Source organism: Anaerobacterium chartisolvens, assembly GCF_003337415.1.
In the GTDB taxonomy this organism is placed as follows: domain Bacteria; phylum Bacillota; class Clostridia; order Acetivibrionales; family DSM-27016; genus Anaerobacterium; species Anaerobacterium chartisolvens.
The window spans coordinates 16,387-43,334 of the sequence record NZ_QPJT01000019.1; the positions used below are offsets into that span (position 1 = coordinate 16,387).

24 protein-coding genes and 1 riboswitch are annotated in these 26,948 nt (G+C 40.2%); of the genes, 17 read left to right on the forward strand and 7 right to left on the reverse strand.

All coding sequences use genetic code 11. From position 1 onward, the window contains the following. Window positions 1–9: 9 nt before the first annotated feature. From trpD to DFR58_RS15285, 14 genes are all read left to right on the forward strand, one after another. Complete coding sequence (gene trpD / locus DFR58_RS15220) at window positions 10–1,056, forward strand: anthranilate phosphoribosyltransferase (protein ID WP_114298713.1); 1,047 nt, start codon at window positions 10–12, stop codon at window positions 1,054–1,056. Window positions 1,057–1,072: 16 nt separating this feature from the next. Beyond that, complete coding sequence (trpC, locus tag DFR58_RS15225) at window positions 1,073–1,855, forward strand: indole-3-glycerol phosphate synthase TrpC (protein ID WP_114298714.1); 783 nt, start codon at window positions 1,073–1,075, stop codon at window positions 1,853–1,855. Window positions 1,856–1,857: 2 nt separating this feature from the next. Continuing rightward, the gene (locus DFR58_RS15230) at window positions 1,858–2,505 is read left to right on the forward strand and encodes a phosphoribosylanthranilate isomerase (protein ID WP_114298715.1); all 648 of its coding nucleotides are present in this window, start codon (window positions 1,858–1,860) and stop codon (window positions 2,503–2,505) included. A gap of 248 nt (window positions 2,506–2,753) precedes the next feature. Beyond that, window positions 2,754–3,953 (forward strand): tryptophan synthase subunit beta, encoded by a 1,200-nt coding sequence (gene trpB / locus DFR58_RS15235; protein ID WP_114298716.1) that lies wholly within the window; start codon window positions 2,754–2,756, stop codon window positions 3,951–3,953. Between the two features lie 24 nt (window positions 3,954–3,977). After that, on the forward strand, window positions 3,978–4,772 hold the full coding sequence (gene trpA, locus DFR58_RS15240; RefSeq protein ID WP_114298717.1) for a tryptophan synthase subunit alpha: 795 nt from the start codon (window positions 3,978–3,980) through the stop codon (window positions 4,770–4,772). Window positions 4,773–4,954: 182 nt separating this feature from the next. Beyond that, window positions 4,955–5,143: a hypothetical protein gene (locus DFR58_RS15245; RefSeq protein ID WP_114298718.1), complete on the forward strand. Its 189-nt coding sequence runs from the start codon at window positions 4,955–4,957 to the stop codon at window positions 5,141–5,143. 142 nt (window positions 5,144–5,285) lie between these two features. Beyond that, entirely contained in the window at window positions 5,286–5,972 is a 687-nt protein-coding gene (locus DFR58_RS15250; RefSeq protein ID WP_114298719.1) for a response regulator transcription factor, read from the forward strand. Window positions 5,973–5,984: 12 nt separating this feature from the next. Next, window positions 5,985–7,475 carry a sensor histidine kinase gene (locus DFR58_RS15255; protein ID WP_114298720.1) on the forward strand — a complete coding sequence of 497 codons (1,491 nt, stop codon included), beginning with the start codon at window positions 5,985–5,987 and terminating at the stop codon, window positions 7,473–7,475. 178 nt (window positions 7,476–7,653) lie between these two features. After that, on the forward strand, window positions 7,654–9,231 hold the full coding sequence (locus DFR58_RS15260; protein WP_114298721.1) for a S1C family serine protease: 1,578 nt from the start codon (window positions 7,654–7,656) through the stop codon (window positions 9,229–9,231). Window positions 9,232–9,506: 275 nt separating this feature from the next. After that, complete coding sequence (locus DFR58_RS15265) at window positions 9,507–10,955, forward strand: HD domain-containing phosphohydrolase (protein ID WP_242987665.1); 1,449 nt, start codon at window positions 9,507–9,509, stop codon at window positions 10,953–10,955. A 167-nt stretch (window positions 10,956–11,122) separates the two neighbouring features. Beyond that, window positions 11,123–12,592 carry a glycogen synthase GlgA gene (gene glgA / locus DFR58_RS15270; protein ID WP_114298722.1) on the forward strand — a complete coding sequence of 490 codons (1,470 nt, stop codon included), beginning with the start codon at window positions 11,123–11,125 and terminating at the stop codon, window positions 12,590–12,592. A 36-nt stretch (window positions 12,593–12,628) separates the two neighbouring features. Next, the gene (gene nth, locus DFR58_RS15275) at window positions 12,629–13,264 is read left to right on the forward strand and encodes an endonuclease III (protein ID WP_114298723.1); all 636 of its coding nucleotides are present in this window, start codon (window positions 12,629–12,631) and stop codon (window positions 13,262–13,264) included. Between the two features lie 146 nt (window positions 13,265–13,410). Next, window positions 13,411–15,498 carry a cell division FtsA domain-containing protein gene (locus tag DFR58_RS15280; protein WP_114298724.1) on the forward strand — a complete coding sequence of 696 codons (2,088 nt, stop codon included), beginning with the start codon at window positions 13,411–13,413 and terminating at the stop codon, window positions 15,496–15,498. Window positions 15,499–15,543: 45 nt separating this feature from the next. Continuing rightward, the gene (locus tag DFR58_RS15285) at window positions 15,544–17,229 is read left to right on the forward strand and encodes a sensor domain-containing diguanylate cyclase (RefSeq protein ID WP_114298725.1); all 1,686 of its coding nucleotides are present in this window, start codon (window positions 15,544–15,546) and stop codon (window positions 17,227–17,229) included. A 189-nt stretch (window positions 17,230–17,418) separates the two neighbouring features. On the opposite strand, the gene rpmB is transcribed toward DFR58_RS15285, so the two are convergent. Further along, window positions 17,419–17,607 (reverse strand): 50S ribosomal protein L28, encoded by a 189-nt coding sequence (gene rpmB / locus DFR58_RS15290; protein WP_114298726.1) that lies wholly within the window; start codon window positions 17,605–17,607, stop codon window positions 17,419–17,421. A gap of 236 nt (window positions 17,608–17,843) precedes the next feature. Continuing rightward, window positions 17,844–18,734 (reverse strand): cation diffusion facilitator family transporter, encoded by an 891-nt coding sequence (locus tag DFR58_RS15295; RefSeq protein WP_242987667.1) that lies wholly within the window; start codon window positions 18,732–18,734, stop codon window positions 17,844–17,846. Window positions 18,735–18,810: 76 nt separating this feature from the next. Continuing rightward, a riboswitch (NiCo riboswitch) is annotated at window positions 18,811–18,903 on the reverse strand. Window positions 18,904–19,362: 459 nt separating this feature from the next. Between DFR58_RS15295 and DFR58_RS15300 the strand changes: the two genes are divergently transcribed. Both DFR58_RS15300 and DFR58_RS15305 read left to right on the forward strand, forming a co-directional pair. Beyond that, window positions 19,363–19,917: a protease inhibitor I42 family protein gene (locus DFR58_RS15300; protein ID WP_114298728.1), complete on the forward strand. Its 555-nt coding sequence runs from the start codon at window positions 19,363–19,365 to the stop codon at window positions 19,915–19,917. A gap of 175 nt (window positions 19,918–20,092) precedes the next feature. Further along, on the forward strand, window positions 20,093–21,616 hold the full coding sequence (locus DFR58_RS15305; protein WP_242987668.1) for a radical SAM/SPASM domain-containing protein: 1,524 nt from the start codon (window positions 20,093–20,095) through the stop codon (window positions 21,614–21,616). A gap of 75 nt (window positions 21,617–21,691) precedes the next feature. Here DFR58_RS15305 and DFR58_RS15310 read toward each other — a convergent pair whose 3' ends face one another. From DFR58_RS15310 to DFR58_RS15330, 5 genes are all read right to left on the reverse strand, one after another. Continuing rightward, the gene (locus DFR58_RS15310; RefSeq protein WP_114298730.1) at window positions 21,692–22,435 is read right to left on the reverse strand and encodes an ABC transporter permease; all 744 of its coding nucleotides are present in this window, start codon (window positions 22,433–22,435) and stop codon (window positions 21,692–21,694) included. After that, window positions 22,422–23,153 carry an ABC transporter ATP-binding protein gene (locus tag DFR58_RS15315; RefSeq protein WP_114298731.1) on the reverse strand — a complete coding sequence of 244 codons (732 nt, stop codon included), beginning with the start codon at window positions 23,151–23,153 and terminating at the stop codon, window positions 22,422–22,424. The genes DFR58_RS15310 and DFR58_RS15315 overlap by 14 nt, the downstream gene beginning before the upstream one ends. 62 nt (window positions 23,154–23,215) lie before the next feature. After that, the gene (locus tag DFR58_RS15320) at window positions 23,216–23,977 is read right to left on the reverse strand and encodes a MerR family transcriptional regulator (RefSeq protein WP_114298771.1); all 762 of its coding nucleotides are present in this window, start codon (window positions 23,975–23,977) and stop codon (window positions 23,216–23,218) included. A gap of 53 nt (window positions 23,978–24,030) precedes the next feature. Beyond that, window positions 24,031–24,396 (reverse strand): VOC family protein, encoded by a 366-nt coding sequence (locus DFR58_RS15325; protein ID WP_114298732.1) that lies wholly within the window; start codon window positions 24,394–24,396, stop codon window positions 24,031–24,033. Window positions 24,397–24,572: 176 nt separating this feature from the next. Further along, window positions 24,573–25,415, reverse strand: coding sequence for a YiiX/YebB-like N1pC/P60 family cysteine hydrolase (locus DFR58_RS15330; RefSeq protein ID WP_242987669.1), 843 nt, complete (start codon window positions 25,413–25,415; stop codon window positions 24,573–24,575). Window positions 25,416–25,702: 287 nt separating this feature from the next. Here DFR58_RS15330 and DFR58_RS15335 point away from each other — a divergent pair, with 287 nt between their 5' ends. After that, entirely contained in the window at window positions 25,703–26,905 is a 1,203-nt protein-coding gene (locus DFR58_RS15335; RefSeq protein WP_114298733.1) for a macrolide family glycosyltransferase, read from the forward strand. Window positions 26,906–26,948: the final 43 nt, after the last annotated feature.

The following is a 26,948-nucleotide window of genomic DNA, read 5'->3' on the forward strand; positions in this document are numbered from 1 at the left end:
GTTGTATTTATGTTAAAGAGTGCTATCCAAAAGCTGGTTGAAGGTAAAAATCTTTCTGAGCAGGAGGCCATGGATGCAATGAACGGCATCATGGAGGGGAATGCCACTCAGGCACAAATAGGGGGATTTATAACGGCGCTTAGGATAAAGGGAGAGACAATTGAGGAGATTACAGGCTGTGCCAGAGTGATGAGGGATAAGGCTGAGAGGATCGCTCCCAGAAAGGAATACTTTATAGATACCTGCGGAACCGGGGGGGACGGCTCCAATACATTTAATATTTCTACCGCTGCTGCTTTTGTTGCCGCTGCGGGAGGCGTGCCTGTTGCAAAGCATGGAAACAGGTCTGTTTCAAGCATGAGCGGCAGCGCCGATGTACTGGAGGCCTTAGGAGTAAATATTTCTTTAACCGCGCCTCAGGTGGCGGAATGTGTGGAAAGAGCGGGAATAGGCTTTATGTTTGCACCCTCCTTTCATAAATCCATGAAGTATGCGGCAGGACCGAGAAGGGAGCTTGGAATAAGAACCATATTCAATATACTGGGCCCCCTGACTAACCCCGCAAATGCAAAAGGACAAGTGCTGGGAGTGTTCGATTCAAGACTTACCGAGCCTATTGCAAATGTTCTTATGAATCTGGGTATTGAGAGGGCTATGGTTATACATGGAGATGATGGTCTGGATGAAATAAGCATAACAGCCGACACAAGGATCTCAGAGCTGAAGGACGGAGCTGTGATAAGCTATACCATAAGCCCCGAAAGCTTTGGATTTCACATAGCCTCCAAGGAGGAAATTCTGGGCGGAAACGCGCAGATAAATGCGGAGATCATAAGCTCGATTTTTAAAGGAGACAAAGGCCCTAAGAGGGATATAGTACTGCTCAATGCATCTGCTGCCTTGTATGTGGGGAAGGCTTCGGATACGCTTGAGGAGGGAATAGAGCTTTCAAAACAGATTATAGATTCAGGAAGAGCAATGGATAAGCTGGAGGAGCTAAAAAGGCTTACGGCAGAGATGGGCTTAAAAAATACGCAGGAAGATGCAAAAGTGTGACTGGGAGAGTGGTAACATGATTTTAGACAAAATTATTGATAATAAGAAGATTCAGCTTGAAGCCGAGATGAAGCAATTGACAATAGAGGGCTGGAAGCAAAGATTGAAAAGGCCGGGGATGCACGCCGTCCGTGATTTTTTTGGAGCTATTAAAAAAGAAGGGCAAATATCCATAATAGCAGAGGTCAAAAAGGCCTCGCCTTCAAAGGGAATTATAAAGGAGAGCTTTGAACCTGTCGAAATTGCTAAGGAGTATTGCTCATCAGGCGTTCAGGCAATATCGGTGCTTACCGAAAAAAATTTTTTTATGGGGGATGACGACTACCTTGTAAGAATAAGGCAGACAATCCCTACGCCTCTTCTCAGGAAGGATTTTATAATAGACCTGTGGCAGGTATATCAGGCACGGTGCCTTGGTGCCGACGCAATTCTTCTCATTGCCGCTGTTTTAGATGACGAACGGCTTAAAAAGTTTCAGGTTGTGGCGGGAATTCTGGGTATGCAGTGTCTTGTAGAGGTTCATGACAGGGAGGAGCTTGAAAGAGCTATTGAGTCGGGGGCATCTATAATAGGAATTAACAACAGAAACTTAAAGACCTTTGAGGTGGACTTGAAAACCACCGAAAGCCTTATGAACTATATCCCCCATGACCGAGCTGTTGTAAGTGAAAGCGGAATCAGGACGAGAGAGGATATGAGATATTTAAAAGAGCTTGGGGTTGACGCGGTGCTGATAGGCGAGACGTTCATGAGAGCTGATTCCATAAGTGAAAAAATAAATGAATTAAGAGTGGTATGAGTATGACAAGGATAAAAATATGCGGTCTTAAGAGAGAGCAGGATATTGAATATGCCAACAGGCATTTACCCGACTATGTGGGCTTTGTTTTCGCTGCCAGCAAAAGGCGGGTTGATGTAAGCCGTGCCCGCATATTGTCTCTAATGCTTGACAATAAAATAAAGAGAGCGGGTATTTTTGTAAATCAGAGCACCGATGAGGTGGCCCAAGCCGCTATACAATGCGGACTTGATGTTATTCAGATTCATGGGGATGAGCCGCCTGTATATTTTAAGGAACTGAGGCAAAGGCTTAAATGCCTCGGCTGCGAGAATAGAAATATAGCGGTATGGAAGGCTATAAGAGTAAAAGGAGCCGACTGCTTAAAGCAAATGCCGCTCTATGACGCCGATGCCTTTGTGCTGGATTCATTTGCAGAAGGGAGCTATGGAGGCGCCGGAAAGACCTTCGATTGGGGGCTGGCTGCCGAGGCTAAAAAATATGGCGATATAGTTCTTGCCGGAGGATTGACAGAATCCAATGTACAAAATGCAATATCCGTTGTAAATCCATTTGCCGTTGATATAAGCAGCGGAGTGGAGACTGACGGCGGCAAGGATGAGGATAAAATAAAAAGGTTTATCTATTCGGTAAGAAGCAGCAGCTATTAGCAAGATTGCTATATAGGATGCGATAAAGATTTTACAAACATAGAGGATATAATTGCTTACAGAAATTTTTAATAGCAACGAAAAGATGCCTTGTGGGGAAACGTCTCCCGGGTCTGTCATCAGGCACTTTTCTTAGATGTATTCCTTACGGGTTAAAAAAATTTCTTCTATCAAGTTATATCCTCCATGTAAAATCTTTATCGCTACATATATACTTGAAATAATTATAGATTTTGGAGGTAACGGGTATGGAGTTGAACAGAAAGGGCAGATTTGGGGAATTTGGAGGGCAATATGTGCCGGAAACCCTGATGAATGCTTTAATTGAGCTGGAAGAAAAATATGAAAGGTACAGCAAGGATCCCGACTTTAAAAAAGAGCTGGATTTCTACTTTAAGGAATATGCAGGCAGACCGTCTCTTCTTTATTTTGCTGAAAAAATGACCAAAGATTTAGGCGGGGCCAAGATTTACTTAAAAAGAGAGGATTTGAACCACACCGGCTCACATAAAATAAACAATGTGCTGGGACAGGTGCTTCTGGCAAAAAAGATGGGCAAAAAGAGGGTAATAGCTGAAACGGGCGCAGGCCAGCACGGCGTGGCGACAGCGACTGCCGCGGCGTTGTTTGATCTTGAGTGTGAGGTGTTCATGGGAAAGGAGGACATGGAAAGGCAGGCGCTGAATGTTTTCAGGATGAGGCTTTTGGGTGCCGAGGTCAGGCCTGTGCTGTCGGGAACGGCCACCTTGAAGGACGCCTGCAGTGAGGCAATGAGAGAGTGGGCTTTGTCGGTAGACAGCACCTTCTATGTGTTTGGCTCTGTTATGGGGCCGCATCCATACCCAACAATAGTCCGCGACTTTCAGAGAATAATAGGTGATGAGGTGAAGGAGCAGATAATGGAAAAGGAAGACAGGTATCCTGATATACTGCTTGCATGTGTTGGGGGAGGCAGCAATGCAATGGGGCTGTTTTACCCGTTCATACAGAATGAGAATGTGCAATTGATAGGTGTGGAGGCCGCCGGAGAGGGTGCCGATACGCCTAGAAACGCCGCAACGCTTACTAAAGGAAGCGTGGGAGTGCTGCACGGAATGAAATCATACTTTCTTCAGGACAGTGACGGACAGATTAATCCCGTGTACTCAATCTCCGCAGGCCTTGACTATCCTGGAATAGGTCCCGAGCACGCATATCTTTATAAAACAGGGCGGGCAAGCTATGTTCCCGTAACGGACGAGGAGGCTGTACGGGCCTTCAAATATTTAACACGGGTTGAGGGAATAATTCCTGCAATTGAAAGCTCACATGCCGTAGCTCATGCTATTAAAATCGCTCCTCACATTGGAAGAGACAAAATAATAGTTATAAACCTGTCGGGCAGGGGAGACAAGGATGTGTATTCCATTGCCAGATATCTGGGAGAGAATATTGAAGCTGAAGGCTAATTAATGTCATTTTGGAGGTTTTATATGAATCGGATAGAAGAAAAGTTCAAGGAGCTGAAAAGCAAAAATAAAAAAGCATTGATAACATTTATTACCGCCGGAGACCCTGACCTTGGTACAACGGTGGAGCTGGTGGAGGAGATGGAGAGGAGAGGCGCGGACATAGTCGAGCTTGGAGTTCCGTATTCCGATCCCGTTGCCGAGGGCCCTGTAATTCAAAAAGCAAATTGCCGTGCGCTGAAAAACAACATAAGGATAAAGGACATAATGGATACGGTGCGTAAAATAAGGGAGCGGGTTTCGGTGCCGCTTGTGTATTTGCTTTACTTTAACTGTATATTGCAGTATGGGCCGGAGAGGTTTTTTTCGGATTGCAGGGAGTCGGGAGTTGATGGTGTTATTATACCTGACCTGCCTTATGAGGAGCAGGCAGAGATAGACGGTGTTGCGGAGGGCTTTGACATAAGCATCATTACCCTTGTGGCGCCCACTTCTAAAGAAAGAGCGGATAAAATATCTAAAAAGGCAAGGGGCTTTTTATATTGTGTTTCCTCTCTGGGGGTTACGGGAGTGAGGAGCGAGTTTAAAACTGATTTTGAGGAGTTCTTCAAATATATAAATAACGCCTCTGAAATACCCAAGGCCATAGGCTTTGGAATATCGACACCCGAGCAGGTGCAGGCTCTCAAGGGGTATTGTGACGGTTTAATCGTGGGCAGTGCAATAGTAAAAAAGGTTGAGGAGAGCAGCAGCCCAAGCGATGCAGTGAAAAATGTGGGGGATTTTGTAGAAGTGCTGAGAAATGCAATAGACGCTTAACACCCAAAATACATCAAAATATAAAATTATTTTTTAATAATTATAGTGAAAAAAAAGCAAAATGTGATAGAATAGAGTGAAAAGACTTGACCCGGCACCGCTTACCGTACGGTAAGAGCTTACTGTAAAGGAAGGCTCAAAACATATGGTGCTGAATTGTTTTATAGCTTGGGGGGGATAAAATGAGTGGGAAGGCCGATGAAACTCTCAATGAGATAAGGGATATGCTTAAGATATTGATGGATGGTCAAAAGCAGATACTTGAAGGAATTAATGAAATAAAATCGGATCAGAAGAAAATACAGGATGAAATAAAGCTAAGTAATTTTGTATTGAACAGCATTACATTGAGGAATGAAATGGTTAATTGACAAAGGGGAGGGGCTGTCAGGCATAGAGTCTGGCGGCTTCTTTGTTTAAAGATTGTTTACATTTATAGAATTGTTGTAATAATTTATAAGTGTTATAATTGATGATACAGTTTCACAATATAAGTGAAGAGGTGGTTTATATATGAACACCAAGCACAAGGCGCTGGTAATTGACGATGATGTAAATATTTGTGAGCTTATACGCCTGTACCTTGAAAAGGAAGGGTATGGGGTTATGTCGGCATATAACGGGCTCAAGGCGTTGGAGGTTTTTAAGGAATATACTCCCGATATAGTAATTTTGGATATCATGCTTCCGGGAATAGACGGATGGCAAGTTTGCAGGGAAATCAGGAAAATAAGCGGAATACCTATAATAATGCTGACAGCAAAGGGAGAGACCTTTGACAAGGTTTTAGGGCTTGAGCTGGGCGCAGACGACTATATGGTAAAGCCTTTTGATCCTAAGGAGCTGGTGGCGAGGGTTAAGGCTGTTTTGAGAAGGTATGAGCATAAGGAGATGGATATACAGGAAATAGTATATCCAAACCTTGTTGTCAACAAGTCAAATTATACCGTAAAGGTTGCCGGAAAAAACGTTGAGCTGCCGCCTAAGGAGCTGGAGCTTTTATTTTTCCTTGCCTCAAATCCAAACAAGGTATTTACCAGAGAGCAGCTTTTAGAGCATGTATGGGATTTTGATTTCTACGGGGATTCAAGGACGGTGGACGTACATGTAAAAAGGCTCAGAGAGAAAATAGAGACGGATCAGCATAAATGGCAGCTCAAGACTGTGTGGGGCGTGGGATACAAGTTCGAGGTGAAATGAGGTTGTACAGCCATGTTTAAGACAATATTCGGAAGGCTTATATCAATATTCATACTTATACTTTTTATAGGTTTTTCTATTACCGGGGTTATGCTTTATTATTTTTTAAGTGACTTTGTTCTGGATGAAAAAATAGAGATGCTGGAGCAAAGCGGTGAATTTTCCAATCAGTTTCTAAAAATATATCTTGAAAATCAGAATAACGCTTTTGTTAAGCTTGGCTTTGAACAAACACTTGAAACGTTAAGCGCAAATACAAATTCAATAATATGGATAGTTAATTATGAAGGGACTATAGGGTTTATAGAGTTTGGGCCTTTTAAAAACACCAAATTTGCAGCCAGCATTAAAAATAAACTGATTTACGGAAAGCTTCCCGATGAGAGGCAATATAAAGAGGTTATGAACGGAAACAAAAGCTTTGTAGAGGAGAGGGGAGATCTTTACGGATTGTTTAAAGATACGCAGATTCCTTGGTTGACCATACAAAAGCCATTTAAATATATAGGGGAGGACAATGTGGAAAAGGTTGGGGGAGCTGTTTACTTCAGTACTCCCATCCCGGAGGTTCAGAGGGTAAGAACGACGGTTTTAAAGTTTTTCATATTTTCAGTATTGGTGGCTACAGGTGTTTCTGTAATTCTTGTATATGTTTTTTCACTTAGGATATCAAGACCGCTAAAGCAGATTAAAAATGCCGCAAGGCTCATTGCGGGAGGGGAGTTCCAAAAGAGGCTTGACATAAAGTCACGGGACGAAATAGGAGAGCTTGCGCAAAGCTTTAATCAAATGGCTGTAGCATTAGAAAACCTTGAAGAAATGCGGAGAGGGTTTATTGCCAATGTGTCCCATGAGCTCAGAACGCCTATGACATCAATAAGAGGCTTTATTGATGGTATTTTGGACGGAGTGATTCCGCCCGACAGGCAACCGGATTATTTAAAAGTAGTCAGGGATGAGATAAGCAGGCTGAACAGGCTGGTAAATGACTTGCTGGATTTAGCGAAAATGGAATCAGGGGAGGTTGTTTTGAATTTAAGCGATTTCAATATTAATGAGCTTATAAGAAGATGCATAATAAAGCTGGAGGCTATAATAGAGCAAAAGAGAATTTTGGTAGAGGCAAGCTTTGAAGAGGAGGATATGTATGTAAATGCCGATGCTGATGCCATAGAAAGGGTAATAATAAATCTTGTACACAACGCTATTAAATTCACAGGTGAAGAGGGCAAAATAAGTATAAGCACTTATTGGCAAAAAGGAAAAGCCTTCATTGAGATCTCCGACAACGGCATAGGAATAGACAACGGTGAGATAGCGATGATTTGGGACAGATTTTATAAATCGGACAAATCCAGAGGAATAGATAAAAGCGGCACAGGCCTCGGGCTTGCGATAGTTAAAAATATACTCAATGAGCATAACCAGCAGATACGGGTTGAAAGCGAGATAGGAAAGGGCACAAGCTTTACGTTTACTCTTAATACGGCAGAGGGGAGTTAGCACCGTTCCGATGCATTGATCGATTTGCTGAAAAAGCATTGTTAACAGTTTAGACATACTTTTTTAAAAATACTTTTTTAAAATTAACATATAAGGCAATGATAAAATATAAAAACATATGGATGGCTCGTTTAGCAAAGCATGAACAAAAGACGGGCTGGAGAAGAGGAGGTTTGTTATGGATAAATTCGGTGCGGAAGGTACTGACAACATAAATAACGATATAATCTATCAGGGCAGCGGAGCGGAGGACATAGGCATGGATAAGGAGGATACCGGCAGCGCTCGGAATGATATGGATTATATTGCGGACAATAATGTACCGCAACCGGTTGCGGAGGAGAGTATTCAGCTCGACGGAGAAGCCGGAGATGATTTGTCCGGCTTGGAGGAAAGTGTATATGAAGCCGGTAATAAGCAGGAAGCTATTGAGTCTTGTGAATCATACAATGATAACGAGAACAGCACTGGAGAGGTCAATTTTATAATGCCGCATGTACAGGTAGAGGAGGAAGCCTCAAAAGATGACTCTAAAAGGACACCTGCTTTTTATACCGAAAGATATAAAAAAACATCTTCGCAAAAGGGTGTCGGTGTTATGCAGTTGATACTGGTGGCTTTGATGAGTTCGATTCTCGGAGGGGTTGTTGTAGGGGCGATGTTTATGTTTATATCGCCGGGTCTTCAGCCGATTGTAAAGGAGTATTTCGGCCAGACATCACGGGAGCCGGCTATGGCTTCGGCAAACGGCGATACTTATAAAAAGATTGAAATTGAGAAGACCGATTCGGCAGCCACTGCCATAGCAGAAAAGGTAAGCCCATCAATAGTAGGGATACGTGTCGTCGGAGTGGGACGGGATATATTCGGTTTTAATACATTGCAGGGAACCTCGGAGGGTTCCGGTATTATAATAAAAAGCGACGGGTATATAATGACAAACAACCATGTTATAGCTAATGCCTTGGAAAGCGGGAGCAATGTGCAGACAAGAGGGAGTAAAATAGAGGTTATTTTACCTGATCGAAAGGATAAGCCATACACTGCTCGGGTAATAGGAAGGGACCAGAGAACGGATCTTGCGGTACTGAAAATTGACGCGGAAAATTTACCTGCGGCGGAGCTTGGGGATTCCGACAATATTAAGGTGGGAGAAATGGCTATAGCTATCGGAAACCCCGGAGGGCTGGAGTTTATGGGTTCTGTAACAGGCGGAATAATAAGCGGTATAAACAGATCCATAACCGACGACAGCAGTGACGAGCTAAAGCTTATTCAGACAGATGCATCCATTAACCCCGGAAACAGCGGCGGCGCGCTTGTTAATTCAAGCGGGCAGGTTATAGGCGTAAATAGTGTAAAAATAGCGACACAGGGTTTTGAGGGGCTTGGGTTTGCCATACCGATAAACAAGGCCAAGGAAGTAACAGACAACCTGATAGAGTATAAATATGTAAAAGGAAGACCGTACTTGGGAATATGGAGCAATCCTGATTATGATGAGGCTGCGGCAAAGCAGTACAATTTGCCAGTCGGTGTTCTGGTGGATAAGGTAGAGCCCTTGAGCGGATCATACGATGCAGGCATACAGAGGGGAGATATTATAACCAAGTTTGGGAGCAGGGAAATAAAAAATCTTGATCAGTTAAATGAAGAGAAAAATAAATATAAGCCCGGTGATAAGGTTACGATGTCAATTTACCGCAAGGGTGAAACTATAAATATAGATGTTGTTCTCTCAGAACAAAAAAATTAACACATGGTTAACGAAAACAATACGTTCATATGGTAATATTATCATATGAATGTATTGTTTTTTTTACATTTAAAAAAATATATAAAAATAGAGGATTTTATATATGCATGTAGAATATACATAAATATACATATTTGTATCACATCATTTTAGTATACGTTTTTTAATATTTGTGTTTGGAAGTAGCTTTGAAAGTTGTTTTATTTGTAAACATATAGGCTTATGAGGATGTTTGTCTGGCGGTGAGGCATTAACATGCTTCAAGGGGGAATAGAATGAAAAGTAAGCTTTGTGAACTGTATGTGATAAAATATATTATCATGATGTTTATTTTGTCTGCTACCCTTTTATATATGTACTATAAAGGGAATATTGATACTCGTGCAATAGTTTTATGTGTTGCCGCGGTATTCATTATGGAAATACTACTTGATCTGTTTTCAGAGAAATACAGAAGTGGCTCGGAGAATTCGCAAAGAGATGAGGTAGGGGTAGTAAAAGGCTTTTTACATAAAACGGCGGGTATGAGAAATGAGCTTAAGGTTAAAAATGAAGAGCTTAAGGCTTTGAGGGACATTTCTGAAATTATAACCTCTACCTTTGAGGTTAAAATTATTACCGAATATATATATGAGATTTTCAATAAATTTGCAGGGTGTGACAGGTACCTCATAGCTTTTGCGGATAAATGCTCGGAGCAATTAATTTTTAAATATGAATTCGGCACCATAATATTAAATGAGACGGGAGATTTTGTAGATCAGGAATCTATAGTGGCAAAATGCTATGAAAGCAAAAGAACGCTTATTGCACTGAATTCATTTATAAAAAGCAGGAATACTGCGGGGGATAAAATTGCCATACCTTTAAGTGTCTCAGGGGAGACTGTGGGAGTTATTTTTATTGAAAGCGGAAGTGCCTATTCGTTTGAAAAGCTAAATATAAGCTTTTTAGAGAATCTCGCGGTTTATGCCGCTATTTCAATAAAAAATGCCGAGCTGTTTAACAATCTGTATGAGCAGAAGCAGGAGATTGAAGCCCTGTATGAAGAAACAACCGCTGTTAACGAGGAGCTCAACTCTTATATAAACCAGTTAAATAAAACCAAGGAGGAGCTCAAAAGTAAAAACGATGAGCTTATTGCATATTACAATGAAATACATACGGCATATTTACAGACGGTTACCGCGCTTTCAAACTCCATAGAGGCAAAGGATGCTTATACAAGAGGGCACTGCCAGAGAGTTATGGAGATTTCCTGCGAGCTTGGAAAGAGGCTTGGAATGAGTGAAAGTGAAATTGAGGATTTAAGATATGTTGCAATACTGCATGATATAGGTAAAATAGGAGTTCCCGCAAGGATATTAAATAAGCAGGGGAAATTGACCGATGATGAATATAATGATATAAAAAAGCACCCTTTAATTGCATATAATATATTAAAGGATGTAGAATTTATTAAGGGAGGGCTGGACGGCATTCTCCAGCATCATGAGAGATATGACGGCAAGGGATACCCGTATGGCATTAAAGGAGAAGGGATATGCAAGCTGGGGAGGATACTTTGCATAGCCGATGCGTTTGACGCTATGACGAGCGACAGGCCTTACAGAAAGGCCATGTCAATGAGGGAGGCTGTTAGTGAAATAGAAAGGTGCAAGGGAAGCCAATTTGATCCCTATATTGCATCCGAATTTATACAATTAAGCAAGCAAATTATATAATGTGGTGTTTATAGGATATTATACCAGTGAAGAATAGCTGAATTGTGCGGGATTAATGCCATCTGGCTTTGGCGGGATGGCGTTTTTTACTATATAAATGCCTGTATATTTACATCGCGGGCGTTAAGACAAAGAATAAGAACAATATATCAATAGGGGGTAAACAAATGCAAAAAAACAGTGGTTTGAAAATATTATTTGTTTCGGTTGAAGTTTCTCCATTTGCCAAGACAGGCGGTTTGGCCGATGTTGCGGGTTCTCTTCCTCAGGTGCTTGCGTCAATGGGCAATGACATAAGGGTTGTTATGCCGCAGTATAAAATTATCAAAAGTCCCATGGAATATGTAACGGATTTTGAGGTTATGGTTGATTTTAAAAAGGAAACCTGTATAGTAAAGGGAACCGAAGTGCCTATTGGCCCAAGGAAGCAAAACGGAAGTATGACTGTATATTTTATAGGAAATTATCATTACTACGACAGGGAAGGGATATATTGCTATCCTGACGATGGAGAGCGCTTTGCTTTTTTTTGCAGTGCGGTGCTTAAGATGCTTCCTAAAATAGATTTTAAGCCGGATATAATACACTGCAATGACTGGCATACCGGGCCGATATGCATGATTTTAAAGGAAAACTATAAGGACGACCCGTTTTACAGCGGAATATCCACTGTCTACACAGTTCATAATCTGGAGTATCAAGGGAATTTCTGGGCTGAGGCATATAAATTATTTAATGTGGGGAGAGGGGTTCTTGACTCCGATAAAGCAGAATTTTATGGGGAATTCAGTTTTATGAAGGCTGGGCTTGTATACTGTGATAAAATTAGTACTGTAAGTGAAGCTTACGCACGTGAAATACAAACTCCGGAGTATGGTGAAAAGCTGGAGGGACTGCTTAAAAAAAGAGAAAAAGATCTTTTCGGAATAATTAATGGAATAAGCTATAATGATTTCAACCCGCAAAAGGATAAAAGCATATATAAAAATTTTAATGCTAAAACGGTGCATAATAAGAGAGAGAATAAATATGACCTTCAAAGGGAATTGGGGCTTCCTGTAGGAGATATGCCGGTAGCAGGCCTTATTTCCAGACTTACGGGACAAAAAGGGCTGGAGCTCATCATTGAATCGCTTGATGAAATTATGGCAGAGCAGGACATGCAATTTATTCTTCTTGGCTCAGGTGACGCACATTATGAGGAGGCTTTTAAAAATGCCGCAATCAAGTACCCCGATAGGATTTCGGCAAATATAGTATTTAATGTCGAGCTGGCACAAAAAATATACGCGGGGTGTGATATCTTTCTTATGCCGTCTAAATTTGAGCCCTGCGGCTTAGGGCAGATGATTAGCTTGAGATATGGTACCGTTCCAGTAGTCAGAGCTGTGGGCGGACTGGCAGACACGGTAATTGATTTTGATGAGGATAATGAAAACGGAAACGGTTTTTCATTTACGGAATTTACCGCCGAGGCGTTTTATGAGGCACTAAACAGGGCACTGAGGCTATACGCTGAGGAGCCGGAGAAGTGGTACAAGCTTATTGAAAAGGGCATGGGGTGTAATTTTTCATGGACCACTCCTGCAAAAAAATATATGAAGCTATACCAGACGGCATTAAAGGATGAAGCTTAAGAATATAAAATTCAGCACATAAAGAGGACTATATGTATGAATGAAAACGAACGTATCGACAACATAATAAAAGAATTTGATTTGCTGTATAATGATGCACAGTGTTCTCTCGAGTACAAGGACCCGCTCCAATTGTTGATATCAACCCAGCTTGCTGCACAATGCACCGATGCAAGGGTTAATATGGTAACTGAGACTTTATTCCAAAAATATAAAAATGTGTTTGATTTTGCGGGCGCAGATATAGAAGAGCTGGAGCAGGATATAAGGTCTACAGGCTTTTATAGAAACAAAGCCCGGAATATAATAAACTGCTGCCGTATGCTTATTGAAAAATATGACGGCAGGGTGCCGGGGAATATGGATGACCTGCTAAAGCTCCCCGGAGTGGGGCGTAAAACCGCAAATCTGGTGCTTGGAGATATTTTCGGCATACCGGGAATTGTGGTTGACACACATGCAAAAAGGCTTGCAAACAGAATAGGACTTACACAAAACAGTGACCCTGAAAAAATAGAATATGATTTAATGGATATAATACCCAGAGAATATTGGAGCAAATTCTGCCACCAGCTTGTATACCATGGGAGGGCTGTTTGCGTGGCAAGAAAGCCCCAATGCGGCATATGCACCATAAAAAGCTATTGCGACTATTATAAAACTCTAAAATAGAGGGTTTTTAAGCCTGTTTTTGAAAAACTGAATAAAAGAGAAGGATTTTGAAGCTTAGTGTCGAAATTTAATTAGTTATGATAATGGTATATTTTTGTGCTTGAGCATAATTAAATTTAAAATATTATTTTACATGAGGTGTGTGTATGGCTGTCAATGCGGGTCAATCGCGTAAAGAAGAAAAGAAAAAAAATATTATTCGGTTGAACAAGCAGACAGAGGTCAAAAAGCCTGCTGCTGACGCAAGGGGCACTATAGAGCCCCAGGATATTATATTTGCTCTGGACATAGGGACCAGAACTGTCGTTGGAATCGTGGGAGTGCCCGAAGGAAATAAATTTAAGGTCATTGCATCTGAGGTAGTGGAGCATAAAAACAGGGCAATGCTTGACGGGCAAATCCATAATATAGGACAGGTGGCAGAGGTAGCCGGAGAGGTAAAGGGGAGGCTTGAGAAAAAGCTGGGCTTTGCTTTGACAAAGGTAGCTATAGCGGCTGCGGGAAGGGTTTTGCGCACATGTGAAATAACCGTTCACAGGGATACGGATTCGTCAAAGGAAATAGACAGGGCCACTGTCGGCAGTATAGAAATGGAAGGAATACAGATGGCCCAGCTCAAGCTGGATGATGAAATGTCTCAGGAGGAGAAGACGCAGTTTTATTGTGTTGGATACAGCGTCATAAATTATTATTTAAACGGGTATATCATTTCTTCTCTTGAGGGGCATAAGGCAAAAAAAATAGGGGTAGATATTCTGGCCACGTTTTTGCCCCACATAGTAGTTGACAGTCTTTATACTGTAATGAATAAGATAGGCCTTGAGGTTGTAAGCCTTACCCTTGAGCCCATTGCCGCTATAAATGTTACAATCCCCAAGGATCTCAGGCTTTTGAATCTGGCGCTTGTGGATATTGGTGCAGGCACTTCTGATATTGCGCTTACAAAGGATGGAAGTGTTATTGCGTATGGAATGGCGCCTATTGCGGGGGATGAAATTACTGAAAAAATAGCTCAAAATTACCTTGTAGATTTCATTACGGCTGAAAAAATAAAAATTTCATTATCCTCAAGTAACGATAAAGTCAGCTTTACCGATATACTGGGGAAAAAGCATACCGTAGACATAGAGGATGTTCGCAACGCTGTGAATCCCTCCATTCTTTTTTTGGCGGAGACCATATCCGGCAAAATCCTTGAGTACAATAAAAAGGCCCCCAATGCAATTTTTTTAATAGGAGGGGGCAGCCGTATACCCGGACTTACAGACATGATTGCCGACAGCCTTAAAATACCTAGGGAAAGGGTTGCGGTAAGGGGAAGGGATATAATACAGAATGTCAAATTCAACGGAAGAAAGCTGTCGGGCCCTGAATCGGTTACGCCTGTGGGAATAGCGGTTACAGCTATGATTCAGCGCGGTCAGGACTTTTTGGAGGTAACCGTAAATGAAAGCAAAATTCGCCTTTTCAATTCCAGAAGGATGACTGTTGCCGATGCATTAATACTGATGGGCTTTAACCCCGGGCAGTTGATCGGAAGATCTGGAAAGAGCCTTTCCTTTGAGCTGAACGGAGTAAAAAAGACTATACGGGGAGAATACGGAAGGGCTGCCGAAATATTTGTAAACGGTATGCCGGGAAATCTTGAGACAGTTTTAAAGCATGATGACTATATTAAAATAAATCCCGCGGAAAACGGAAGAGATGCTGAAATAAAGGCCGGGGATGTGATGAGCATGTCGGCGGGAAGGGTTTATTTGAATGGAGCTGCCACAGACATTGCTTCGAAAGTCTATATAAATCAAAAGCCTGCCGGAAGGGAGAGCATAATCTGTGAGGGTGATGCTGTGCAGGTAAGCTGTATAAAGACCCTTTCGGATTTAATTGAATTTTATGAGATGGATAAAGACGGCTATGATTTTTCAGTCAACGGACAAAAAGAAGAAATGCATTATATTCTGAAAGATGACGATGCCGTTGAGGTTATAAAAAAATCTGAAAATAAGGCCGAGGTTTTTGATTTAACAAATGCCTTTAGTGTTACAATCAATGGCAAAAGCACTTTGCTGCCTGATAAGAAAAGCCAATACATATTTGTGGATATTTTTAACTATATTGAGTTTGACTTGTCAAAGCCTCAGGGCAGTATAGCTTTAAAGCTTAATGGAAATCAAGCTGCCTTCACTGACAAAATTGAGTCTGGGGATATTATCGACATATACTGGGAGAAATAGTCCGGTTGTATAAATTTTGATATAGGGGTAGAAGGGTGTGTTCTTGTGGATAGGGTTGATAAATACGATCAGATGTATTTAGAGCTTGGGTTTGCTTTTATATTGATAGGCTTTTTTTACATTGCTGTACATGATGTTTTATTTGCTGCCCACAGCATATTATTATATCATTTGCTCTTCTTTGCTTTTATAATGGTTTACACATACTTAAAGCATTATATGGTAAAGAAGAATATTTTCAAGAGGGAAAGGCTTATATTTGTTTTTAAAATCATGGACATAAGCTTTTTTTCGTTTGGTATAGTGTATCTTAACATAGGAGAATGGGCATATATATTTACAATCCTTATTCTTGCTTTTACCAGTCTGGTTAAGGGTAAACGACAGGGCTTGCTTCTGGTTGCAATATTAATAGTTACCACCTTTCTTATTTATATATCCTACAATATTTCTGTATCCAATCAGAGAATATTGCTTGTTGAATTTTTCACATCACAGCTTTTTTTCCAGATGCTGTTTTATTACATAACAGTTATACTTTTTGTAATGATATGCAGCAAGATCCAGAGGAACAATATGGAAAACGAAGAGGAGAACAAGAAGCTGCTGGCACAGCTTGAGGAAAAGTATCAGCAGCTTGAGGCGGCTCAGGATGAAATAAAAATTCATTACGGAAAATTAAAGGACACAAACATAAAGCTTGAGGACACAAACAAAAAATTGACAAGCAGTATTGCGGAGTTTTATACCTTGCAGCAAATTACTCAGGCAATAAGCTCAATATTTGATATAAATGAGCTTTTGAAGTATGTGAATGACATAATTCTGGGAGTTATGGGGGTAAGCTATTCCACAATAATACTTTACGATGAGAAAAAGTCGAAATTAACGGTGCATACTACCAACATTAAGAATAAAGAGGAGCTTGATATTTTAAACAACAACATCAACTGCAATATCCTCATGAACGCTCTGAACAATTCAAAGCCCATTATCGAAAACTTTGCCGACTCCGACGAGTATGTTTTTACGGATGGTAGAGATGTTAATTCCCTCATTTGCGTACCGCTGAGTACAAAAACAAGAAAGTTCGGGCTGGTGCTTATAGAACAGAAATATTATGGTGCTTTTGACGACGAAAATGTAAGGCTTTTAGATATAATAGGGCAGCAGGTGGGCATTGCATTGGAAAATGCCGAGCTGTACCAAAAAATGCATGAGCTGGCCACTATTGACGGACTTACGGGTATTTACAACAGGCTTTATTTTCAGGAAAGGCTTCAAAAGGAATTTTCAAAAGCACAGAAGGGTGGGTATAATCTTTCTGTTGCCATATTTGACATAGACCATTTTAAAAGATTTAATGATACCTTCGGACATTTATTCGGAGACAAGGTATTAAAAAGCATAGCCGGTACGGTGAAGGATTTTTTGAGAAGCACCGATGTTTTTGCCAGATACGGAGGAGAGGAGTTCATAATACTTTTTCCCCGCACAAGCACCGAGGAGGCGTATGAAAAGGTTGAAGCCTTAAGGAAAAAAATAAACCAGCACAGTATAAAGGATAACCTTGTTACAGCCTGTGTCACCGTCAGCTTTGGCATAGCATGCTTTCCTGAGAGCGCCGTTACGGAAAGTGAGTTTATAAGAAAAGCGGATGATGCCTTGTATGCCGCTAAAAATGCAGGAAGAAACTGTGTGAAGGTTGCGGATGTATGGATAAGGGAATGATGAATTTTCACCAAAAACAGACTTTTGGAATATATTAAAATATGGATGCGTTTTTGAGAGGAGTGTGCATATGAAAATAATGGTGGTAAAAATGCCGAGATTTTTTGGAAATATAATTAAAAAGGTACTTAGGATGGGATAAATCAAAATAAAAGAAGCATATATGCTTCTTTTATTTTAGTTTATTCTTTAGACTGCCCTTGTAACCTTGTTGGAACGAAGGCACCTTGTACAAACATGTGCTGATTTGGTAGTACCATTATCAACGATTTTAACCTTTTTAACGTTAGGCTTCCAAGATCTGTTTGTTTTTCTGTTTGAATGACTTACACTTAAGCCGAAACGAACATCCTTACTGCATATATCACATTTTGCCATTTATAGTTACACCTCCTTCTAAGTGTGGAGAAATAGTATACTTACTTAAAATTAACATGTACTTTAAAAATCAAAGCAATAACTATTTTAACATATAATAAGGAAATACCGCAAGTTTTTTTTACGAGTTTATAAAAAAATAGAAAATGGGTCAAAAAAATTTCTTCCATCAAATTATATCCTCTATGTAAAATATTTATCGCTACATATAGAAATTATTCGGGCGTTTTAAATGGTTACAGGGGGCTGTCTCCTATGGCATCATTGTACGGTTCAATATGAATTATTACCTGAACATTGCACGAAAGCTCACTCTGTATCTTTTTTTCTATATTATGTATTAAGGCATGGGACATCTCGACGCTCATATGGGGATCAGTCATTATGTGCATATCAACATGAAATTCGTTTTCGTTACCCCTGCTCCTGATCCTGTGAGCATCCCTTACAGATTCAAAGCTTAAGGCAATCTGCTTTAATTTATCCGGATCTATTACCGCCTTATCTACAAGAATGTCACTGGTATATTTAAAAATTTCGTAGCCTGCATGGATAATAAAGCCCGAGACAACAAGAGAGGCCAGAGGGTCTATAAATGATGGCAGGCCCATTTTTATGCATATTAGAGTTACAAGCACACCTAATGACACGTATATATCGCTTCTGGTGTGCATGGAATCGGAAATCAGTATCTGGCTTGATAACGACTTCCCCTTTTTATACTCAAACCTGCAGACAAATATGTTTATGCAGAGCGTGAAGATTAGCACAATAAGGCTTTCGGTGCTTATTTGAGGGGAAACGGGATTTATAAAGCGCTCAAAAGCGTCTATAATTACTTTTATTCCTATGGCGAAAAGCATTCCTCCTATAAATAAGCCCGCAAGTGTTTCAAACTTTTTATGTCCATATGGGTGCTCAAGGTCTACAGGCTTTGAAGCAAACCATATTCCAAGCAGACCTACAATGTTTGAAGCACCGTCTGTAAGAGAATGAAAGCCGTCAGCCGTCATGCTGGAGCTTTGTATAATTGTACCAAAAATTATTTTTAAAACGGCTACTCCAAGATTTGCCACCAAAATTATACCAAGTATTCTCTGCACTCTTTTATAATTTCCCGTTGCCACAACAACCTCTCCTTCCTTAGAATATACTTTTATTTTAAATTTTAGGAACAAAAAAACCATGAAACAATTTTAATGAAATTGTCCCATGGATCATAAGTCCACTGCCTCATAATGAAGCCCGGCTGAATATACCAAGTATGAAGTATGCCGCCTGCTCAATTTCTTTAATTATAATTCAAAACCTAAATGTTGTCAAAGTCTTTTTACCATATAAATAAAGCATATGTTTTATTTATATGAAAAGATTCCGTTAAAAGTTCTAAAAGCATATAATTATGGATGCATATATGGAAAAATATTTTTTCTATATAAATATATTAAGTCTTACTTTTTATTTATAAAATAAGTGCAAAATCGCAAATAAATAACTTAAAAATGTATTTATTTATTGACAATTAATTTCTAAAATTATACTATTATATTAATGCATAACCTTAATTGAACATAGATATATGATTTGAATGTATTTTTATATAAGTCATTAAAAGTGTCTTTTGTAGAAAGATTTATATATAAATACAAAATGTAATATTTGCATATTTATAGAAATAAAGAATAATATTATATATGGAATAATTTAAAAACAAAAGTACGGGTTTTGCAAATAATTTTTAGGAGGTTTATAAAAATGAGTAATGAAAAAGTTGAAACATGTGGTATCAGCGTGCTGGAAGGACATGTTTTCAAGGTTGTCCTTGACACACAGGTGGGATCAACAGGGTACAGTTGGGCTCTTGCGCATATGCCCGACAGTGTAAATTTGCTGGAGATAACATATGAAAGCTCGCATTCAACTATATGCGGAAGCAAAGAGAGCCAGATTTTTACTTTCAGTGCGCTGAAGGCAGACAAGGACACTTTGAAATTCAATCTTGTAAGGCCATGGGAGCCGCAAGTTATTGCCGATACCAAGGTGTTTCCGCTAAAAATCGAGGAGCCGGGGGATAGTGGAGATAACGAGCTTTTAGACATTATGGGAAAAGGCCAGTTTGCAGATATAAACTCATGTGCAGGCTCATGGGATGCCCCCATAACTGTGTTGTATATGGCCCCTGCAGCAGTAAAATATATGGCTCCTACGGCAGTAAAGTATATGGCTCCTATAACGGTAAAGTATATGGCACCCCCAGTAGTAAAATATATGGCTCCCATAGATCCGGGCGAAATCAAGAACAAGGAGTAAAAGTAAGCCTTTGGCAAAAGGCGGCATAAGCTTCGTGGATTTACCCTGGGAATGATTTGTATGAATTGTTCCCGGGGATTTATAAATTTTGGACCGTTCTTTAAAACGACCGCGTTTTTTAGGACAAAGTGCCTTAAGCGCGGTATAACGTACTACATACATGGGGGTGTATAAATTGGAATTTAAGCCTTTGGCTGCGGTATGGGAAATTACAATGGGATGTAATATGAGGTGTAAGCACTGCGGCTCTGCCTGTAAAACGGCTCAAAAGGGTGAGCTGTCTACGCGAGAGGCCTTAAAGCTATGTGACGAGCTTGCTGAGCTTGGGTTAAAATGGGTTACTGTCTCAGGGGGAGAGGCTCTTACCAGAAATGATTGGCATGTTATTGCGGGAAGGTTATCCCAAAATGGCGTAACTCCTCAGCTTATAACCAATGCATGGCTTGTGGACAGTGAAATCGTGGAGCTTGCGGAGAGAGCGGGAATTGGAACCTTTGCGATAAGCCTTGACGGCATAAAGGAGACTCACGATTTCATGAGGATGGAGGGCTCCTTCAAAAGGGTGATGAAGGGTTTTGAGCTTCTCAAGGGAACAAGCCTTGTTCCGGCTGCCATAACGACGGTGACAAATACAAACGTCAAACAGCTTGAGCAAATGAAGGAAATTTTGCTGGAAAAGGGTGTAAAGCTGTGGCAGATACAGATTGGCTTGCCCATGGGCAATTTTGCGGAAAACAAGTCTCTTTTGCTTGAGCCGGAATATGTGGACACAATTATAGATTTTGCTTACGATATGCTGTCGGAGGATAAGATAGATATGTTCCTTGCCGACTGCATAGGCTACTACAACCTGAAGGAAATTGCGGTGAGAAGCAAGACCTTTTCAGCAGAGAATACGCATTGGCAGGGCTGCACGGCAGGAAAGCAAAGCATGGGGATTCTTCATAACGGAGATATCTTAGGGTGTACCTCAATAAGGGACAGGAAATTTATAGAGGGTAATATAAGGTACAGATCCCTTAAGGAAATATGGAATGATGAAAACAGCTTCAGATGGAGCAGGGGACTATCGAAGGAAAAACTGTCGGGGCTGTGTAAAAAATGCGGGTATGGAGATCTGTGCCTTGGAGGATGTCCAAATACAAGGCTTACAATAAATGATGATATTTATTCGGAAAACCATTATTGCTCATACAATCAGGCTATGCGTAAAACCGGGGAAAGAATTTCACGGATAAATGATTCCTCGAAGCTCTTTCATATGGGTAAAAGGCTTATTGAAAGGGAGGAATACCAGATAGCGGAAATGGTTATGGCTAAGGCTGTCTCTATGGAGCCGCAGAATATAGATTTCTTGAACAACTATGGCTTTGTAAGCTATATGCTGCAGAATTATAATGATGCATATGACGCAAACAGAAGGGCTTTAGAAATTAACAGAGGCAATATATATGCAAACAAGGGTATGGGACTGACTCTTGTCAAGCTGGGGAGGCTGGAGGACGGAATTGGCTTTCTGAAAAGATCCGCCGCTCTTACCACCACTGATTATATGGTTCCGTATTATGATCTGGCTTTAACCCTCATTCAAAACAACAGAAGCAGGGAGGCGGAGGAAATAATTGAAGAGGGCAAAAGAAAGTCTCCTGATTTTGTTCCTATGAGTGAAGCACTGTATGGCATAATGGCACAGACTTAGAGGAAAGGGGGACATTCCTCAATTATTCTGCAAAGGAATTTGCTGATTTTTTGAGGAATGTCCCCATCTATTAACCTATTCCCACTTGAAAAATCTGAGAGAAATAGCTATACATATTACTGCAATTGCAATCATCAAGATTATCTGGATGAAAACGCTATCTATTGGCAGACCAAGTGAAGCGGCTTTGAGAAGTTTTATTCCTTGTGTCAACGGCAATATATCTGCTATTTTTTGAAGTGCAACTGGCATAACTTCATAGGGCAGGGTAGCACCCGAAAAAATAAGCATAGGAAAATACAGCAGACTGGCAGCGGCACTGGCTATTTTCATGTTTGCCGCAATTCCTCCCACCAATAACCCAATACTGAACATTGATAGCATAATCAGAAAGTATGCTCCCAAGAACTGAAGCCATGAGCCGTGTAACCGGTAGTTAAAAAATATCGCACCTGCCATGTAAACAAGTATAAGTGAAACAATTGAATAAAGTGCGTAAATTACAACCTGTACCGCTAAGATAAGAGCGGGGCTGGTAGGCGTTACCTTGAAACGCTTTAATATTTTTCTGCTTCTATAATCAGATATGACTAAAGGAAGCCCCATCACGCCTCCGGCACAAATAGCAATGGTTGATACCGCACCGAAAGATTGCTCTAAAAAGGTATACCCTGCGCCGACGAAAGCGGGCTTATTTCCGAACACTGCTCCTAAGATAATGATGACGGCAACAGGCATACAGATAGCAAAAATAAACATATCCATCCCGCGAAGGGATAACCTGATTTCTGTTTTAAGTAAGGCTCTAAACGCATTCATTTTCTACCTCCTCGTCTGTGTACCAAAGATACGCGTCCTCAAATTTTTCATAAGGACTGGCTGCAATTGCTTCTTGTACTGTTCCGTAAAAAATGCTTTCTCCTTTTTTCAGAATCATGATTTTGTCGCAAAGAGCTTCCACCTCATCCATGAAATGAGAGGTCAATAGAATGGTAATTCCTTTGGTTTTTAATTCAGAAAGGCTTTTCCACACATCCCGTCGCGCTCTGGCATCCAAGCCGGTGGTTAACTCGTCCAAGAATACGACTTCGGGATTTGGAATGAGTGCTAACACAATGGAAAGCCGCTGCTTTTGGCCTCCCGAAAGATCACTTACCAAGCTTTTTGGCTTGTCGGAAAGCCCAAATTGTTTTAGAAGAGTGCCATAATCGAGAGAGGCTTTGTAAAGCGAGGCGGTGACCTCACAAAGTTCAGCGACCCGTATTTTGTCTTGATAGTTAGCTTCCTGAAATTGAACTCCAATCCTCTCAAACAATTTTTTTCGCTCTTTTTGAGGATTCATTTCTAAAATGGATACTGTTCCGCTATCTTGTTTCTTCGTACCTAAAACACATTCAATTGTGGTGCTTTTACCCGCACCATTTGCGCCCAATAAGCCAAACACTTCTCCTCGGCAAATTGAAATATTGACATTGTCTACTGCTTTGAGATGGTTGTAAGACTTGCAGAGTTTTTTTACTTCAATCGTTGTTTTCATGCAATTTAATCCCTCCTGTCTTTCTTTGTATAAAAAGAATAACACCACAACAAAGTCTGGTGTTAAAGTGTAGGGTTTGCGTGAAATTGTTTTTTCATTTTTTCGAGATGAGTGAGCATAACTTTTGCGTTTTGTTCAGCGTAATGCAAGGATGTAAGCAGCTTATCGCATACAGAAATAATATCGTCATTTTCCTTTGGAGTGTTAATCACTTGCCGAATATCTGCTTGGGGATTTTGGGATACGGTATTCAGCATTCGTAAAATTGATGTAAGCGAATAATTTGCACAACGCAAGGAACGTATGATTTTCAACCGCCGGATATCTTCACTGGTATAAACACGATAGCCGTTTTGTTTTCGCTTTACTGCAAGCAAGCCGTTCATTTCCCAATTTCTTAAAGCGTCTATTGAGATTTGTAAGTAATCGGCCGCTTCTTTTCTGGTTAAAAACGTAGAGCCTATTTCGTGACTGTCACCTGATAACAACCTTTCGGTAATTGCTATGGCTTCTTCCGCGTTTTTTTGCTCATTTCTAATATGTTGCAGGTAACATTCCGTCAAACAAATTGCCATGCTAAAATTCCCAAGCGCAGAGGTCTTAATAATAGCAATTGCTTGCTTTCTCAGTCCATTTTGCAGGACTTCAACCTTTAGAGCAATTCTTGCAAATTTAATCTGCTCCATATGAAAATCCGTAAAGACACGATAACCATTTTCCTTACGCTCTGGCTTAGGAATCAGTTCAAGTTTTTCATAAAGCCGCACTGTATTAGGATGGATCCCAATATAATGTGCAATTTCAGAGGTCTTGTAGGTATTCATATTAACCATCATTCCTTTCACTGAAGGCATGAAGGCATGGGGACATGCCGGTTTTAACGGATATTCTCCACTATTTGCAGTCTCATACCGTTTGGATCTTGGATGAAGAAGTATCTTATATGAGGATTAGGCTGGAACGGTCCGCCATCAATGTTAATACCTTTTTCCCTGATATAACCAAGTGTTTTATCAAGCGACTCGACCTCGAACCCCCAAGATATGTCATTGCCGACGTTTATATCCCTGTCGCTGCCATCACAAATGAGCTCTATTTTAGTTTCCCCGCTGGCTAAAAATGCAATCTCCATGCCGGGACCGGCGGTAAACCTCTCAACTACCTTAAGTCCTACAATGTCGCTATAAAACCGAATTGAATCGTCTAAGTTTTTAGTTCTTAATGTACTCCAGCAGAATTTCATAAAATACCTCCTAGCATTCTTTAGTTTTAAGCATTGCACATTGTAATATACTATTTTCTACACTTTAACACAGCGTACACGTTTTGAAAAGGAGGGAACAAAAAAAGGAGGGGACATTCTTCAAAAATCCACAAAGGAATTTGCAGATTTTTTGAGGAATGTCCCCGGAGAAAAAGCTACCTTCCCTGCTTATAAACAATTGTAACCTTATCGCTTATAAAATCATACGGCGCAACGGCTTTTCCGCCATTCCTGTCCAAATCCAGGCCTTTTTCAATGAAGCATCTCCATACGTACTGAGAGCAATAAAACTTATCGGTTCTGGTTTTGTCCAAAAAATTAAAGTTAAAAGGCAGTCCCAGCTTTGAATGTCCATATTCAATAGCACCTTTAATTGTACCTTCATTAGTCTTCGGACGCAATACGAGGATTTTTTTGTACCTGGTCTTCCAGTCATTTTCTGCGTTTTGAATACCGCCCGGCATTACTTCAAGAACCTTTTGCGGATCTTTATCTACCATAGCCGCGTGGCTGGTGAGCGAGCCCATTTTAATTGCCTCTATGTCGGGATTATCAGGATCAACTGCTGCAATTAGTATGTCCCCGGGTTTTCCGACATACCTTCCGGGAGAATTGTATAGATCCATATCCTTTTCTACTTTCAGGTTATCCCAATTTTTCTCTATATCTATTTGGAATTTTAAAGTATCAATTAATTCCTCTGCTACTTCCCGTGTAGTCTTCGGGGACTTCAAGACATCCGCCAATTCCTTTACTGCCTTGTAAGTAGTTGTCGGGGACTTTAAAATATCCGACAATCCCTTTACAATTTCATAAGCCTCTATTGGGGATTTTAAAGACTTCTTTAAGTCATTAATAATACTTTGCATGTTCCGCGCTGTTATATAATCCGACCCCAAAAAGTCCCCGGATAGGGAAGCCGCGCTGACATTTAAACAACTCAGATTAACAGATATTAATACTGCAAGAATTAAGGATGCAACCAAATTTTTTTTCATAACATAACCTCCTACAAAATAAATTATTTTACAGTAAAAGCAAAAATATACAATAAAGTTTATCATTAATTTACATTTTAAACCATATAAAGGAAAATGTAAATACAAAAATTAATTTTTTTATACATAATATGAAAAATTTTATAAACATTAAATAAAACAAATTTTCTTGACAATTTACTATAAATGGATTAATATTTATTTATTTACAGAAAGCAAAATACAATTTAAGTATTAAATATCATAAAATTACATTAAGCTTAACTTTTATACGAGGAGGGATTAGAATGTCAAAGGGGTTATTTATTAATTTGCCTTCGCACGGGCACATAAATCCCACATTAGGGGTAGTGAAAGAATTGATTGAAAGAGGAGAGGAGGTGACATACTTACTGCCGGAACAGTTTAAAGAAAAGGTGGAGAATGTAGGAGCGAGGGTTAAAAGCTACAATTGCAGTCTAGGCATATACAAATTTGCCGATCCGGGTAAAATTAAGGACAATATATTAAATTATCTTAAAACCTTTGAGGCATTGGCGGAAATAGTACTAAACAGTGAAGAAAAATACGATTACATAGTTTATGATCAGGTACTGGCTATGGCAGAGCTGTTTGGAAGGAAGCTGCACACACCTACGGTATGCTCAATCACTACCTTTGTTTTTGATGAAAATTTTATTAATAACATTAAAGAAGCCGCCATGATGTATTCAGATTTTGATAACAGGATAAGCTGCTTGCTTTCTGAGGATAATGAAATTATAACAATTGCAAACAGGCTGCGCAACCAATACAATATAGAGCTTCCTCCCATTAAAGAGCTCATCGGGACAAAAGGTACAATAAGCGTTGTCTATACATCAAAATATTTTCAGCCTTTTTCAGACCGGCTTGACGACACATATAAATTTGTAGGGCCGTCAATCGCGTATAGAAAAGAGCAAAGCAATTTATCGGATATAATTAACAAGGCAAACGGAAAGAGGAAGGTATATATATCCTTGGGAACAGTATACAATGACTCTGCCGAATTTTATAAAAAATGCTTTAAAGCTTTTGAAAGCCTTGATTATGAATTTATAATGTCTGTTGGAAAGGATACAAGCATTAAAGAGCTGGGGAGCATACCGAAAAACTTTTGCGTATACAATTATGTTCCTCAGCTTGAGGTGTTAAGCAAAGCAGACGCATTTATATCCCATGCAGGTATGAACAGCACTAATGAAGCACTTTTCTTTGGAGTACCGACCATATTGGTGCCACAATCGGTAGACCAGCCGTTTGTAGCAGGCAGAGTAGCGGAATTAGGGGCAGGAATTGCGCTTGATAATGAAAGCATTACTCCGGAATTGCTCAGAGAGTCATTAGAAAAAATATTAAAAGACGACTGTTACAAAAACAACATAAAAAAGATAAAGCAATCCTTAAGAGAAGCGGGAGGGTATAAAACGGCTGCAAACTACATACAAGGCATCACCAAAACAGCTTAAACGGAACCATGGGGACGGTTCTTATGCTTCCGTAGCGCAGCGT

Bases quoted from the DNA above. Each gene is read 5' to 3' on its own strand.
- trpC (WP_114298714.1), top strand. From the start codon at position 1,073: ATGATTTTAGACAAAATTATTGATAATAAGAAGATTCAGCTTGAAGCC.
- DFR58_RS15325 (WP_114298732.1), bottom strand. From the start codon at position 24,396: ATGAAATTCTGCTGGAGTACATTAAGAACTAAAAACTTAGACGATTCA.
- DFR58_RS15260 (WP_114298721.1), top strand. From the start codon at position 7,654: ATGGATAAATTCGGTGCGGAAGGTACTGACAACATAAATAACGATATA.
- DFR58_RS15300 (WP_114298728.1), top strand. From the start codon at position 19,363: ATGAGTAATGAAAAAGTTGAAACATGTGGTATCAGCGTGCTGGAAGGA.
- DFR58_RS15315 (WP_114298731.1), bottom strand. From the start codon at position 23,153: ATGAAAACAACGATTGAAGTAAAAAAACTCTGCAAGTCTTACAACCAT.
- DFR58_RS15310 (WP_114298730.1), bottom strand. From the start codon at position 22,435: ATGAATGCGTTTAGAGCCTTACTTAAAACAGAAATCAGGTTATCCCTT.
- rpmB (WP_114298726.1), bottom strand. From the start codon at position 17,607: ATGGCAAAATGTGATATATGCAGTAAGGATGTTCGTTTCGGCTTAAGT.
- DFR58_RS15255 (WP_114298720.1), top strand. From the start codon at position 5,985: ATGTTTAAGACAATATTCGGAAGGCTTATATCAATATTCATACTTATA.
- glgA (WP_114298722.1), top strand. From the start codon at position 11,123: ATGCAAAAAAACAGTGGTTTGAAAATATTATTTGTTTCGGTTGAAGTT.
- DFR58_RS15245 (WP_114298718.1), top strand. From the start codon at position 4,955: ATGAGTGGGAAGGCCGATGAAACTCTCAATGAGATAAGGGATATGCTT.
- DFR58_RS15335 (WP_114298733.1), top strand. From the start codon at position 25,703: ATGTCAAAGGGGTTATTTATTAATTTGCCTTCGCACGGGCACATAAAT.
- trpB (WP_114298716.1), top strand. From the start codon at position 2,754: ATGGAGTTGAACAGAAAGGGCAGATTTGGGGAATTTGGAGGGCAATAT.
- DFR58_RS15320 (WP_114298771.1), bottom strand. From the start codon at position 23,977: ATGAATACCTACAAGACCTCTGAAATTGCACATTATATTGGGATCCAT.
- DFR58_RS15280 (WP_114298724.1), top strand. From the start codon at position 13,411: ATGGCTGTCAATGCGGGTCAATCGCGTAAAGAAGAAAAGAAAAAAAAT.
- DFR58_RS15330 (WP_242987669.1), bottom strand. From the start codon at position 25,415: ATGAAAAAAAATTTGGTTGCATCCTTAATTCTTGCAGTATTAATATCT.
- DFR58_RS15230 (WP_114298715.1), top strand. From the start codon at position 1,858: ATGACAAGGATAAAAATATGCGGTCTTAAGAGAGAGCAGGATATTGAA.
- nth (WP_114298723.1), top strand. From the start codon at position 12,629: ATGAATGAAAACGAACGTATCGACAACATAATAAAAGAATTTGATTTG.
- DFR58_RS15250 (WP_114298719.1), top strand. From the start codon at position 5,286: ATGAACACCAAGCACAAGGCGCTGGTAATTGACGATGATGTAAATATT.
- trpD (WP_114298713.1), top strand. From the start codon at position 10: ATGTTAAAGAGTGCTATCCAAAAGCTGGTTGAAGGTAAAAATCTTTCT.
- DFR58_RS15265 (WP_242987665.1), top strand. From the start codon at position 9,507: ATGAAAAGTAAGCTTTGTGAACTGTATGTGATAAAATATATTATCATG.
- trpA (WP_114298717.1), top strand. From the start codon at position 3,978: ATGAATCGGATAGAAGAAAAGTTCAAGGAGCTGAAAAGCAAAAATAAA.